We start from the raw sequence: 13,759 nt of genomic DNA, 5'->3' as shown, positions 1-13,759 counted from the left end.
CAATGATACCAGTAATTGCCCTTGTAGGACGACCAAATGTCGGTAAATCGACATTATTTAACCGACTGACAAAAACTCAGGATGCTCTGGTGGCTGACTTTCCTGGCCTGACTCGTGACAGGCAATATGGACAGGCCTTACATGGCGATAAACCCTATATCGTTGTTGATACCGGGGGAATAGGGGTTGAAGACATTGCTGTTGACAGTTTGATGTCCAAACAATCCGCAATCGCTTTAAATGAAGCCGATGTTGTTCTTTTTTTGGTTGATGGTCGCTCTGGTTTGACAGGTATTGATGAGCAAATAGCCATCAATTTGAGAAAGTTAAATAAAAAAATTCATTTGGTCGTTAATAAAACAGAAGGTTTAGATGACGATATTGCCTGTTCTGATTTTCAGTCTCTAGGTATTACCGATATTCATTCTATTTCTGCATCTCATGGTAGCGGTATCAGTTCTTTATTGGATACTATTTTGTTTCCTTTTGCCATACCTGAAACCAATGATACCCAAGAGGATAAAACAATAAAAATCGCCTTTGCTGGCAGACCCAATGTAGGAAAATCTACTTTGATTAACAGAATACTGGGCGAAGAGCGTGTGGTTGTTTACGACATGCCAGGTACAACCCGCGACAGTATTGCGATACCTTTTACACGAGATGAACAAAATTATGTACTCATAGATACAGCCGGTGTGCGGAGAAAATCACGTATCGATGAAAAAATTGAAAAATTTTCTGTAATCAAAACGCTACAGGCGATTAAGGAATCTAATGTCTGTTTGCAGTTACTCGATGCTCAAGAGGGCATTACAGATCAAGATATGAATTTGCTTGGCTTTATTATCGAATCCGGTAAGGCGCTGGTTATTGCCTTCAATAAATGGGATGGATTAACTGAAGAACACAAAGAACGAATTAAAGACGAATTATCACGCAGATTGCATTTTGCCAATTTTGCCAAAATTCGATTTATCTCTGCTTTACATGGCAGTGGTGTTGGCGGATTATTTAAAGACATCAATGAAGCATACCAATCAGCCACCCAATCTTTTTCAACTCCTCGCTTAACTCGGCTATTACAAGATATAAGTACAAAGCATACCCCTCCATGTGTCAGTGGTAGAAGGATTAAGTTGCGTTATGCCCATATTGGCGGTCACAATCCTCCTGTCATTGTCATTCATGGTAATCAACTTGATGCTTTGCCGGAAAGTTACAAACGATATCTGAATAATGAGTTTATTAAACATTTGGGATTGGTAGGAACCCCATTAAAAATAGAGTTCAAAGGCGGATCCAATCCATATGCAGAGAAAAAAAATAAGTTGTCTCAACGTCAGGTCAACAAAAAAAGAAGATTAATGAAACGAGTCAAAAGTAAGAAGTAAGCTGCCAGTATAAAATTTGTTATCTTTATACGCTATAGGTGTTTTATCTCATAAATCATTAGGCGATGTGATTTTATAAAAATAATTTATTTTAAAAACATGAGTTAAATGATGAGTTGTTCTTTGGACAACTCATTCGCTATCAACTATCCAAATTAGAATTAAGTCGATTAATTAACTGATTGAGTAATTTCATCTCATTATCTGTAAAGCCAGTTAATGCCAGGTCATTAAGTTCTTTAGCGCAGCTTTGGATAGTCTCCTTGTATTGCTTGCCTTTATCAGTAAGCTTAATAAATAAGGCGCGTCTGTCTGTTGGGCTTTGCTCGCGTAAAATGAATCCATCTCGTTCCATTCTGTCCAAGGTTCTTACAGCGGTGGGTTGTTCAATACCAATGCGTTTATGCATCTCAGACTGAGTTAATCCATCTTGCTGATAAAGTTCCATTAAAAAATAAGTATAAGCATGGGTTATCCCATGGTGCTTTAACAATTCATTCGCTTTCTTAATTAAGAGACGATTCGCTTTTTTAAGTAAGGTCGATGTATTCATTTTATTTCAATCCAATCAGATTAGCATAGCTTGCTATATATTAGCAGGCTATGCTAATCTGATCCAGTCAATATAGGAGAAAACGAATGAGCCTTAGACTGTTATCCTTAGCAGAAGTAAAACAAAGCATCACTATGAGTCAAGCAATTGATGCAATGGAATGTGCTTTTACTCAATTAGCCAATCAACAAGTCAAGTTGCCGTTAAGAACAGGAATTTCTATTGATGAGGAAAAAGCGTTAACACTGACCATGCCGGCTTACTTGGCACAAGAAAAGACTTTAGGTTTGAAAGTAGTCTCTATTTTTCCTAATAATCTTGCCAAAAATAGTCCGTCCATTAATGGGTTTATTATGCTCCTTGATGCCAGCACCGGACAGCCCAAGGTATTGATGGATGCGGCCTATTTAACAGCTTTGAGAACAGGTGCTATTTCTGGACTGGCAACGAAGTATTTTGCACAAGACAACGCAAATCATGCAGCCATTATTGGATCAGGAGCTCAATCACTAGCTCAACTTGAAGCAATAAATTCAGTCCGTACTATTAAACGTGTTTCCATATGGTCTCGAAATATAAAGAATGCGGAAGAGTTTGCTAAAAAAGTAGAGAAGCAATATGACATTAATGTCTATGAACAGGTTTCACAGGCCGTTAGAGATGCTGATATCATCTGTACAGTAACAGGCAGCACAGAACCATTAATTCATCTAAATGATGTTCAGCCTCATGTCCACATTAATGCCATAGGCTCACATTCCAGAACAATGCAAGAAATTAGTCAGGATGTCTTGGGTCATTCCGTGGTTTTTGTTGATCAACTAGAAGCTGTGCTATCAGAATCTGGAGAAATAATCAAAGCTGTTGAGCAAAAGACATTAAAAAAAGAAGCCATTATTGAGATTGGTCAGTGGCTATTGCATAAAGAGGTGGACTATAAAAACCATTCCACCGTATTTAAATCAGTTGGTCTGGCAATTCAGGATTTAAGTGTAGCTGAGGTTGTCTATAGAAATGCATTAAAAAACAATCTCGGTATCAATTTTTCTATTAACTAATATTATTCTTAAGTGATATCTGATGAAACCACTTCATATTAAAACACCATTAATTCAATCACAACAGCTAAAAAATACACTAGGAAAGCAGATTTATTTTAAGCTGGAATTACTTCAACCACCTGGTTCGTTTAAACTGCGTGGTATTGGCAAATTATGTCAGCATGAATGGCAGAAAGGTATTAGATCTTTTGTGGCATCATCAGGAGGCAATGCTGGTATTGCCGTAGCTTATTGCGGAATGAAACTGGAAGTGCCAACGACGGTTTTTATTCCAAGCAGCAGCCATACTACCTATGTTGATGCAATCAAGTCATATGGTGCACAAGTTGTTGTTGCGGGCACAGTGTGGGATGAAGCCCATCAGGCGGCAGAGGTTTTCGCTAAAGAGCATGACGCTGCTTATATCCCTCCCTTTGATCATCCTATGTTATGGGATGGACATGCGACACTCATTGAGGAAGTTGTTTTGCAAGGCATTCAACCTCCTGATGCGGTTATTGTATCAGTAGGAGGAGGTGGATTGGCTTGTGGTGTTTTACAAGGCATGCGTCAACAAGGTTGGAAAGAGGTACCCTTAATTGCTGTTGAAACAGCGGGGGCTGATGCCTTTTTTCAATCTGTAAAGGCCGGTCATCGAGTTACATTACCGTCAATTACAAGTAAAGCAACCAGTCTGGGCGCAAAAAGTGTTACACCAAGGCTTATGGAATGGGCAAAAGAGCATTTGATTAAGAACGTAGTCGTTAGCGATACAGAGGCAAAGCAGGGTAGTCGCAATTTTGCTAAAGATCAACGTATGTTAGTAGAGCTTTCAAGTGGCGCTTCGATGTCTGTGGTTTATGATAATCACCCGATAATTCATTCATTCGAATCTATTCTTGTGATTGCGTGCGGAGGTATTAACACCAGTCATTTTAATCTGTAATACCCTAATGATGCGATCAGTGATTGATATACAACGGATTCATTTTTGTTAGTAAGATATAGTGAAGGGTTGTTAAGATTTCAAGCATGATACTTTTGAAAAATGGGAGGAAAGGTACTGAAATACCAATACCACATCACTTGGTGTTTCTCTTCTTGTACAGCATCAAGATAGAACCCCGTTAGTTCACATTGCTCAGTTTACAAGCTCTATGATATAGTAAAAACTTTAAAGTGGCCCAAGGAAATTGACCATGCCAACCAGTCTTATGCAAGATCTGATTACAAAAGTCCAGGATGCACAGAGCACTCATAACGTAGTTACCTCAAATGCAGCAGCGATGCTTGCCATCCGGCTGGCACCACGGTATCTTGTGCGCAACACAGTTAGCTCGCCCGCTTGCGCTGCATCATCAGCCTCTTCGTCTTCCGCTTTATCTGCTAAGACAGCACAAATGCGAATGAACCACGTCAGAAAACGCTATGAAGGGCGAGTACACTCATCCAAGCTGGATACTTCTACCAAAGTCTGGCTTAGAAAAACTCTGGATTCAAATACCATGAGTAAAGAACTTGACTATGTCACTTTAGTGGAAGAACACGACGGAAGGCGAGTTACTACTTCATGGTACCTGCCACTTCAAAAAATCTATACGATTGTTCTCTCAGCGTTGATAGATAAAGACGAAGAGTGCTGGCCGGTACCACTTGGCAGTACCGTCAAAAAAGAACGGCTGCTACGTCTTCAAGCCTTTGACCTTACTAACAACGCATTGGCACATTCTAAAATTCCAGTGTGTAACACTGGCATTCGCCATGCCTGGCTCATGGCGCTCGATGGCTATGAAGGCAAGCGCCTTCCCCTGAATGCAGAAGATGTCTTGATGCAGGGATTGTTCGATTTTATGATGCAGGAGGTGCTTGGGAAGCAGATGAATATTGGCTTACCTGACGGGCGAGACCCGGTAGGCAAAGAGCGTATCCCTTTGCATGAGCATTTTCAGTCGCTTTTTTTGCCATGGATAAAAGGTCCCATGCCAGAAATCGTTCTGGATGCCATCAGTAAGGCCGGAGGCGAAGACGCAGCACGCAAGTTTGTGTTGGAACGTTTTCGCACCATTGGTATAGCGCCTGATAAGCTCATGATGCAAAAAATCAACGGATATTGCAGCGAGGAGGGGTTGAAAACCATCCCCTGTACTTTTATTCCCATCCTGGCAACCCTCGAAGGCTATGCCAGGCGACAAACTTTGGCGGAAAGTTCTTGCTGCATCGCAGGAACCGGTATACTCCCCCTTACACAAGATACGCTCGTCTGGCTTCAAGGTTCCGTTTTTAGTCCGCAATCACTGGCCAACCCCGAAGCGGCAACAGACCCGTTTAGTATCATGTACTTAGTTCTCAGGCTTCTCGATGCGCTTTACCATTATAAGGACTATAAAAAACTGCTGGACGTCAGCGATATGAAAGGGGGACACCAGGAGGCATGGGGGGATGCACTTCATTTTCTACGCCAATGCCTGCACAATCCCGACTTGACTCTTATGCCTCTGCTTGAAGACCCAACTTTGCTGGAGCAGCGTTTGTGCGCTTTTGAACGCGGTTATGGAGTATGGCGAAACAGCGCCTATCATGACTTCATTAGTAATTATGCAGCAAACTGGTTTGCCGCAAGCGGTGATGACGGAATCTTCACTCGTGCAACTCTCTTTGAAACACTTTGTGAATTATTCTTTCAAGAAAATAATCCAGAAAATGAAAGAGCACCGGCCATCCAGGTACACGATGCGATGCTGATCGAATGGATAGAAAAGGCAGGACAAGACGGCATTCTGGATGTAACGCCCTATCAGATAAACCGCATCTTCCTTCATGCCCTATGTTATCCTGAAGACTCTTGGTCCTATCTGTTTCATCAGTGTCTTCCTACCCTGATCAGATTCATCCGCAACCGATGCAATCAGGCGCAAAACATGGCAGGTGATAAACTTTCTCGAGACTCCTGGCCAGAAGCGCTACTTGCCCAGATTGAATACCTCGCTACACCCGAACCGACAGGAGAACCTCCTGTGCCGGTGATGTTCACACCTGGAAATATCACGCCCTTATCCAGTCTTGAAATTGCAAAACTTCTGGCAGCCTCTTCTGATGGGTCTGAATCAATAGTCCAGAAGATAGTCCAACATCCAGGGTTTGATCCCAATGCCACCAATAGCGAAGGATTAACTCCGTTTTATCTTGCTGCAGGGTTTGGAAATACACGTTTTGCAGGTGCTCTGCTTGAGAAAGGTGCATCTTATACAGTGATATATCGTAACAACTTCACTCCACTGCATCTGGCCATCTATAAACAACTTACGCACTTTGTACAATGGTTCCTTCAGACACGTCCAAAGCATGAACGATTCAGCTTATTAATGACTAAAGATAGCTTTGACAATTCCATACTGCATAGGATGGCAGTAATGCGCCCTGAAATTCTGAAACTGCTTCTGGAATGTCTGCCAAAGACGGAACGAGTTAGCATGCTGATGGTGAAGAGCCAATTTGGCAATACTCTACTGTATCTTGCTGTAAGAGAAAGTCCGAACATTCTGAAGCAACTTCTGGATTGCCTGCCCAAAGCAGAAAGAGCTAACCTCGTGATGACAAAGAACGATAATGGCTTTTCCTTACTGCAATGGGTAGCAACAAGTCATCTGGAACACTTGAAACAACTCCTGGAATGTCTGCCCGAGTCAACAAGGGCTGAGGCGATGATGATGAGGAATGGCGATGGCTTTACTGTGATGCATCAAATTCTGGGATGTAATCCAAAAATTCTGAAACAAGTGCTGGATTGTCTTCCTGAGGCAGCGAAAGTTGAAGTTTTGATGGCAAAGGATAGTTGTGGATATTCTGTGTTGCATCATGCTCAATATTACCCCGAATACCAGCCTCTGCTTAGAATGGCTCTGCCCCAGTTGGAACTCGCTACAACCAGTCTAAGCAATGCGGAGTTAATCAGAACCAACCACGAAACAGACTACGCACTTTCGCCAACCACATCGTCATCAGCGACTGATGTTTCTTCATCTCGTAGCGCTTATTCATTTTTCAGAGAGGCAGGGACGGCGCAACAGGATCAGGGCAGTCCTGACGATCAAAGCAAACAAAGCTCGAACGATGTGCTGGAGATTTCAGCGTCGCCCAAAACAATTTAGCCCGTTTACTCCTAATCGTTTAAAACGATAAAAAACCCGCCATAAGGCGGGTTTTTAGGAGAAGCAGGGAAGCCGACCATATCGTCAGAGCCTTTGTATTTCTTGGGTAAATAAACCATCTTGCTTAAGGTGAATTATTCCGGTAAAAGAGCAATACCCTGGGTAGTTTCACCGCCTACCGTTCTAAATTCGCCACCCGCATAGATTGTGCCGTCATTAAAAAACAATTTATAGACGATACTGCCCAAGTTCGGATTCCACGATGTAGCCAGTCCTGTGGTTGAGTCCAGTCCTGCTACATAATTACGAGCCTGCCCCCCTATGCTGGTAAAATTACCACCTGCATATACGATATTGCCACTAGTAACTATAGAATAAACAATGTTATTCGCATTGGGATTCCATGCTGTCGCAAGACCAGTTGTAGCATCTAATGCGACAATATTGTTACGTGGTTGACCGCCTGAGGTAGAAAATCCACCCCCTGCATATACTGTGTTCCCATCAACTGCTAAACCAAGAACAAAGTTGTTTGCTTGAGGATTCCATCCTGTAGCAAGGCCAGTAGTTGTATCCAGTGCGGCAAGACGGTCACGAGCCTGGCCACCTATACTTGAAAAGTCTCCGCCTGCATATATCAAATTTCCATCAAGAGCTAAAGTGTAAACAACAATATTCGCATTTGGGTTCCATGCCGTCGCAAGTCCAGTACCAAGATCAAGAGCTGCAATACGGTTACGCGCCTGGCCACCAATATTAGTGAAATTCCCTGCTACGTATACTGTATTTCCATCGATTAGTAAGGCAAAAATAAAGTTATTGGCATTAGGATTCCACGCTGTAGCCAGTCCAGTGGCTTTATCCAGTGCCGCTATATTGTTGCGTGCTTGACCGCCTATATTATTGAATTCACCTCCCGCATAGACCGTGTTACCGCTTAATCCCAGGGCATTAACTAACGCATTTGCTTCTGGAGCCCATGCCGTGGCCTGACCTGTTGTTAAATCCAGCGCAGCAATGCGGTTACGATTTTGGCCGTTAATACTGGTGAAAGCCCCGCCACTATAAACGATGTTATTGTTTACAGACAAAGCTCTTAAGCCACCATTGGCGTTGGGATTCCATGCTGTAGCAAGACCAGTAGATGAGTCTAATGCTGCAATGTAGTTACGGGCTTGACCGCCTATGTTAGTAAAGGTTCCACCTGCATAAACAGTGCTGCCATTGAGTCCCAAAGTGTAGATAAAATTGTTTGCATTGGGATTCCAAGCCGTAGCCAGACCTGTTCCTATATCCAGTGCTGCAATACGGTTGCGAGGTTGTCCGCCAATATTGGCAAAAGATCCGCCTGCATAGACGGTAATTCCATTAGTGACCAGTGCATAAACGATACCGTCTGACTCAGGCGCCCATCCTGTGGCTAGTCCAGTTCCTAAATCAAGTGCTGCAATTCGATTACGAACCTGGCCGCCAATGTTGGTGTAGCTTCCTCCAACATACACATTAGTGCCGTTAAATGCTAAGGCGTTAACAAAGCCATCTGAGTTTGGATCCCATGCTGTAGCAAGACCGGTAATTGGGTCGAGTTCTGCAATATAGCCACGGCCTTGTCCTCCTATAGTGGTGAAGCTTCCCCCGGCATATACAGTTCCACTGTTTATACCCAGAGCAAAAATAGAACTGTCGGCGTTGGGATTCCAAGCTGTAGCAAGACCTGTTCCTGAGTTCAATGCTGCAATATTATTTCGGGCTTGACCACCAATGTTGGTAAAATCTCCACCAGCATATACGGTGCTGCCATTAACTGCTAAAGCCCTGACAGTTGCGTTTGCGTTAGGATCAAACTGGTCATCAACCGTGTAGTCGGGTAAAATATGAGCGATTCGGTTACGGGTGACACCACCAACTCGTGTAAAATCTCCCCCAATATACCATCCGCCAAAATTGTCAGGGATTACGACAAGGATATCACCATTGACTCGAGGATAATTCGTTAATGCTTGTGCAGTACTTTCATTTAAGGGAACACCAGAACCTGTATTAGGGCCGACATAGGTAAAAGAACCACCTATGTATAACAAATTATTGGCGGGATCTGGTGCTATTGAAACCACTGCACTATTTGTGACCCATGGGTAGTTAACACTAAGACTGGTGTTGATACTGTTTGTATTGCTTCCAGCAACGGGAGCCACGATGGCTTCATGGGAGCTGGTTCCTGGAGTGAATACGAGTTGGCAACTTGCTCCTGGAGCAATACTTAAACAGTTAGAGGCATCTTGAGTTACATCACTCCAATCAGGGGGTAGGGTTGCTGATACGTTGGTTGCAGTTAAATTCAATGAGGTGTTGGTTACGGTTAATGTTTTACTTACCCCGGTAAGTGTTGGATATGCTGGGAATAAAATCAAGGGAGCACCCGATACCGAAATAGTAGCACCGCCAACAGGTCCTGGTGTACCGCGAGTAATATGCAAAATACTTGCAGCATCTGGACGATAACATTGAATTCCGCTGACTCTGTCACATAATACGGGGCCCTGATGAATACCTCCTGTGGGTATTTCACTGCCGTTAATGGTCAATGTCAGCGTACAGGTGCTTCCTTTGGTTGGCAGAAGACAAGGGGAGGCGCTAAGTCCTGTTGATCCATTAGGTGGTAACGTGTCCAAAACCAAATTTTTTGATTTAGCAGAATGATTGGTAACTCGATATTGGACTGTTGCCGTGCCATTGGTCGGGACGGTTAGTGTTGTGGTTGTTAAGGGCTGATAAGTCCATAGCGGTTTTCCGGCATGTCCAGTTCCGGCTATCATGCAAGAGCACACTAGTGCAAATAAAAAATATAAAATCGAAAGGTTTTTCTTGTTGGTTCTTTGCATGAGTCTTGTCCTTAAGATGCGTTGTAATGAGTCGCTAAAAGCTCATTATTATGGGAAATTAAATCATTATACTTTATTCACTTCGTAACAACGGTATGACAGTCGATTAGATACAGTGAAAAAATCAGGTACTGTTTCATGATGCTCCTTGCTGAATACAGTGTCATACTTGAGTTGTGTGATGGACTTAAACTATCCCTTTAACTCGAGTAATGTGCTCGAATTGATATTTTAGATGCGTTAAATTGTGATGATCGAATAACACTTTAGTCCAATCCCAACTGAGAAAAAGCAAATTCATACACATCCGAATCGTTCAAAATAAAATAGTAACAGCTTTACTGTTAATGTAAATACTTGCAAGGTAAGGATTCAGGTTAATCCAAACTTAAGATATTAGGTGATAAAGCTCTATTAGGGATGTGCTCTGATTGGGAGGGGCGTGTTTTTTAGAAATAGCCGCTTAACCAGATAAGCATAAAGTCGATTCACAAATAATTAAGGTTAAAATGAATCAGACGAGGAAAGATGATTTTTAAATTCATAGGCAGGATAAAAAAAATAAAAAGGAACCAGTTTAATGATGTTATGTACCAATATCACCGACATAATAAGAATAAAAAATACAAAAAAAACTCTGGGTAGATGCGCTGACCAAATCATTAATACTATTGGAACATATAAGGATAAGATCGTCAAAACTCTTACACCAAAAATTTTCAAGGTTAAACGCCAATTGTTCAAAGCCAGTTTAATTGAATCCCGCCATGCAAAAATGGGTGATGCATTGTTGGTTACTATTAACAGCGGCGTAAAAAGAATACATGGATAAGTAATTAAAAATAGGGGTAATTTGAGAAATTTAAAAAAAACAATCAAAGAACTTGCGAGGGCAGTTATTATTATCATTACAAATAAGCCTATGCCCGTATTTTTCGCATCATGTAACTCTCTAAATCCGGTGTTTTCATCAATTTCCTCACCATTCAGATAAGAAAAAATTGTTTTGTACAAGCCATCAAGCCAAGGAACTATTGAAAAGAAAATCAGGATTCCTGCCAGACTAAGATACATGAAATTTAAAACAGGATGATTAAACGTAATGAGCCCGAACTGTTCGAGGCCTAAGGGGATAATGAAACCAAAAACTATGAGTGTTGCCAAAGGTGTTAACAGTAAAAAGCTTAAAGGCCACCAAAGTATGCTTCGACATGCAATGTATGATTGCCATGCCTTGGTCAATGAAGTCATTTTCTATCATCACGTCAATTGATTAATAGGGCAATAGTAGCATATTAGGCCTTTTATTAACAATCCAACTTGGCAGCAACAATAGAGCCGTCCTATTGAAAAAGACATCATTATTCAGAGTACAGCGAGTAGGCTCCCTGACATACTCAATAGTATTTGGGTTCGATTTAAATTTTCAAAGTCAATACATCACAGGGGGCATGGTTTACAGTGGCATGAGCGGTGCTTCCAAGAAAAGTTTGTAATCCTTTGGATGAATGATTTCCCATAATAACCAGCTGGCATCCGAGTTCTTTAACTTTATTAAACACATGTTCTTTGACGGATCCTATTTCTACAAATTGGCGTTCACCTGGAACTTTCAGTTGTTCTCCAATTAAAGATAAGACGGTTTGGGCGTCATCTTTGGCGGGATTAGCTAATTCAGTGAATCCTAAACCCTGAGCTAATTGTACGCTGGCTGGTAATTCTATCACGTGCAGCAAATATAATTTTGCATTAAATTGTTTGGCTATTTGAGACGCTTTTTCAGCCAAATGATAGTGTTCGTTAAGTAAGTCGCACGCAAATAGAATATCAGTGTACATAATAACCTCATGTTATATTGGAATGTTTAACTAAATTATAGTCGACTAAAGAGACTATCAAGTAGATTTATAATTTTATTGACGGATTAATTTCCAGTAATGGTTCGATAACAAAGTCTCTGTGTAAGTAATGTGGATGAGGTATGATGAGATTCTTAGTATGAATCGCTCTGTCGCCATACAAGATGATATCAACATCAAGAGTCCTTGGACCCCAACGTTTTTTTCTGATTCTCAGGTGCTTCTTTTCTATTTTTTGGCACCATCTGAGCAACATTTCAGGTTTTAAACGAGTGCTAATTTTAACAACAGCATTGCAAAAGTCCTGTTGGCTCTTTAGTCCCCAGGCTTTAGTCCAATAAATTTGTGAGCAGCAGAGAACGGCGCTAGTTGGGATGGCATTAAGTTCTTTAATGACCATCCTAATCTGCCGTTCGGGTGATTTTTGATTGGAACCCAAACTTAAAAAGCAAATATTCATTTTGCAATTTTGGGCTTGCGTTTACGTCTTGGTTTAGAAGAGGGCGCAGGTGTCAGTATTGCTACCATTTTTCCTTGTTCTGTCTCATCAACTTCCTGAAACGTAGTCCACCATTGTGCAAGCTCAATGGATTCGTCTCCAGCCAAGGCTCTTAATGCCATAAAATCAAATGCGGCTCTAAAACGTGGATGTTGCAGCAAATTGAAAGCTCGACCACCCATTCTTTTCTGAAATCGGTATTGTAATAACCATATTTCCCTGACTACCTGGCTGTAGCGTTTGGGTATAGATATGATTTTATTTTGCTCTGCAATGGTTAATGACATTGCTTTTTCTATTGCAGGTAGAGGATCGAGCCCTTCTTTTTGTAATTTTTTTGAGGTTTCGATCATGGGAAACCATAATAATACGGCAAAAAGAAATGCCGGAGTTACCGGTTTATTATCACGGATACGGGTATCTGTATTTTCAAGAGCAATACCCAACAGTGCCTTGACTGGATAGTCGCTAGAAAACAGCTTAAAGGTTTGCGGGCATAAATGTTCAAACAAACCATACTGAATGAGTAGTTTTTGTACTGTCTCTGCTTCACCGCACTGGTATAGCTTGGTCATTTCGTCAAATAAACGTGAATTTGACACATGGGTTATTAAATGACTTATATCAGGAAAAGGAGCTTCTGTTTCTGGTGCCAGTTTAAAGTGCAGTTTTGCACTAAATCGAATAGCCCTCAACATTCTGACGGGATCTTCTTTGTAACGAGTTACAGGATCACCTATCATACGAATTAATTGGTTTTGTACGTCATTAACGCCACCAGTGAAATCTATGATGGTTGAGTCGTCAATATTATAGTAGAGGGAATTAATGGTAAAGTCCCGACGCCATGCATCTTCATCGAGAGTGCCGTAAACATTGTCTCTGACAAGCATGCCCCGTTCATTGGTTTGCTGGCTGGAGTCAACGGCATCGTGGCCTCTAAAGGTGGCTACCTCAATGATTTCTCTATGGAAAAGAATGTGTACCAGCTTAAAACGGCGACCTATAATCCTGCCATTACGGAACAGATTTTTGACTTCATTGGGCGTTGCATTAGTAGCCACATCAAAATCTTTTGGGGCTTTATGTAACAGAAGATCCCGAACACTACCGCCAACAAGATACGCCTGAAATCCGTTGCTGATTAAACGATTAAGCACTTTTATCGCATTAGAGCTAATATCCGTTTTAGATATCGAATGCTTGCTTCGAGGAATGATGTAAGCTGAATTAACCGGAGGTTTGTGACTCCTGTTTTTCTTTAACAGCTTTTTGATAAATTTGATGATTGCTAATTCTCACAAAATTGATTAAACCAAGATAATTATAACGAAGCAAATCAATAAAGTGAATCATTTACCTTTACAAAAATTTTAGAGAGAAT

The 13,759-nt window shown here is 41.5% G+C and carries 10 protein-coding genes; 4 read left to right on the top strand and 6 right to left on the bottom strand.

Annotation, left to right across the window (positions count from 1 at the left end; all coding sequences use genetic code 11):
• The first annotated feature begins 2 nt into the window (after positions 1-2).
• Positions 3-1,394 (top strand): ribosome biogenesis GTPase Der, encoded by a 1,392-nt coding sequence (der, locus tag Lwor_RS03410; protein ID WP_058492507.1) that lies wholly within the window; start codon positions 3-5, stop codon positions 1,392-1,394.
• Positions 1,395-1,536: 142 nt separating this feature from the next.
• Here the strand turns inward: der and Lwor_RS03405 are convergent, their stop codons facing one another.
• Complete coding sequence (locus Lwor_RS03405) at positions 1,537-1,947, bottom strand: MarR family winged helix-turn-helix transcriptional regulator (protein ID WP_058492506.1); 411 nt, start codon at positions 1,945-1,947, stop codon at positions 1,537-1,539.
• Positions 1,948-2,033: 86 nt separating this feature from the next.
• On the opposite strand from Lwor_RS03405, the gene Lwor_RS03400 reads away from it, so the two are divergent.
• The 3 genes from Lwor_RS03400 to Lwor_RS03390 all read left to right on the top strand — a co-directional run bounded on the left by Lwor_RS03400 (position 2,034) and on the right by Lwor_RS03390 (position 7,135).
• Complete coding sequence (locus tag Lwor_RS03400) at positions 2,034-3,005, top strand: ornithine cyclodeaminase family protein (RefSeq protein WP_058492505.1); 972 nt, start codon at positions 2,034-2,036, stop codon at positions 3,003-3,005.
• Between the two features lie 22 nt (positions 3,006-3,027).
• Positions 3,028-3,933: a pyridoxal-phosphate dependent enzyme gene (locus tag Lwor_RS03395; RefSeq protein WP_058492504.1), complete on the top strand. Its 906-nt coding sequence runs from the start codon at positions 3,028-3,030 to the stop codon at positions 3,931-3,933.
• Between the two features lie 253 nt (positions 3,934-4,186).
• Positions 4,187-7,135, top strand: a complete 2,949-nt coding sequence (locus Lwor_RS03390; protein WP_058492503.1) for an ankyrin repeat domain-containing protein — start codon at positions 4,187-4,189, stop codon at positions 7,133-7,135.
• A gap of 134 nt (positions 7,136-7,269) precedes the next feature.
• Here the strand turns inward: Lwor_RS03390 and Lwor_RS03385 are convergent, their stop codons facing one another.
• The 5 genes from Lwor_RS03385 to pcnB form a co-directional block, all read right to left on the bottom strand.
• Entirely contained in the window at positions 7,270-10,017 is a 2,748-nt protein-coding gene (locus Lwor_RS03385; RefSeq protein ID WP_058492502.1) for a beta strand repeat-containing protein, read from the bottom strand.
• Between the two features lie 504 nt (positions 10,018-10,521).
• The gene (locus tag Lwor_RS03380; RefSeq protein ID WP_058492501.1) at positions 10,522-11,268 is read right to left on the bottom strand and encodes a hypothetical protein; all 747 of its coding nucleotides are present in this window, start codon (positions 11,266-11,268) and stop codon (positions 10,522-10,524) included.
• 167 nt (positions 11,269-11,435) lie between these two features.
• The gene (locus Lwor_RS03375) at positions 11,436-11,855 is read right to left on the bottom strand and encodes a universal stress protein (protein WP_058492500.1); all 420 of its coding nucleotides are present in this window, start codon (positions 11,853-11,855) and stop codon (positions 11,436-11,438) included.
• Between the two features lie 67 nt (positions 11,856-11,922).
• Entirely contained in the window at positions 11,923-12,336 is a 414-nt protein-coding gene (gene folK, locus Lwor_RS03370) for a 2-amino-4-hydroxy-6-hydroxymethyldihydropteridine diphosphokinase (RefSeq protein WP_058492499.1), read from the bottom strand.
• A complete protein-coding gene (gene pcnB, locus Lwor_RS03365) occupies positions 12,333-13,643 on the bottom strand; it encodes a polynucleotide adenylyltransferase PcnB (protein ID WP_058492498.1) in 1,311 nt (436 codons plus the stop codon). Before pcnB ends, folK begins: the two co-directional genes overlap by 4 nt.
• Positions 13,644-13,759: the final 116 nt, after the last annotated feature.

It is taken from the genome of Legionella worsleiensis (assembly GCF_001467535.1).
Classification (GTDB): Bacteria; Pseudomonadota; Gammaproteobacteria; order Legionellales; family Legionellaceae; genus Legionella; species Legionella worsleiensis.
The sequence above is the reverse complement of the archived record's forward strand: the minus strand, read 5'-3'. Positions and strand labels throughout refer to the sequence as shown.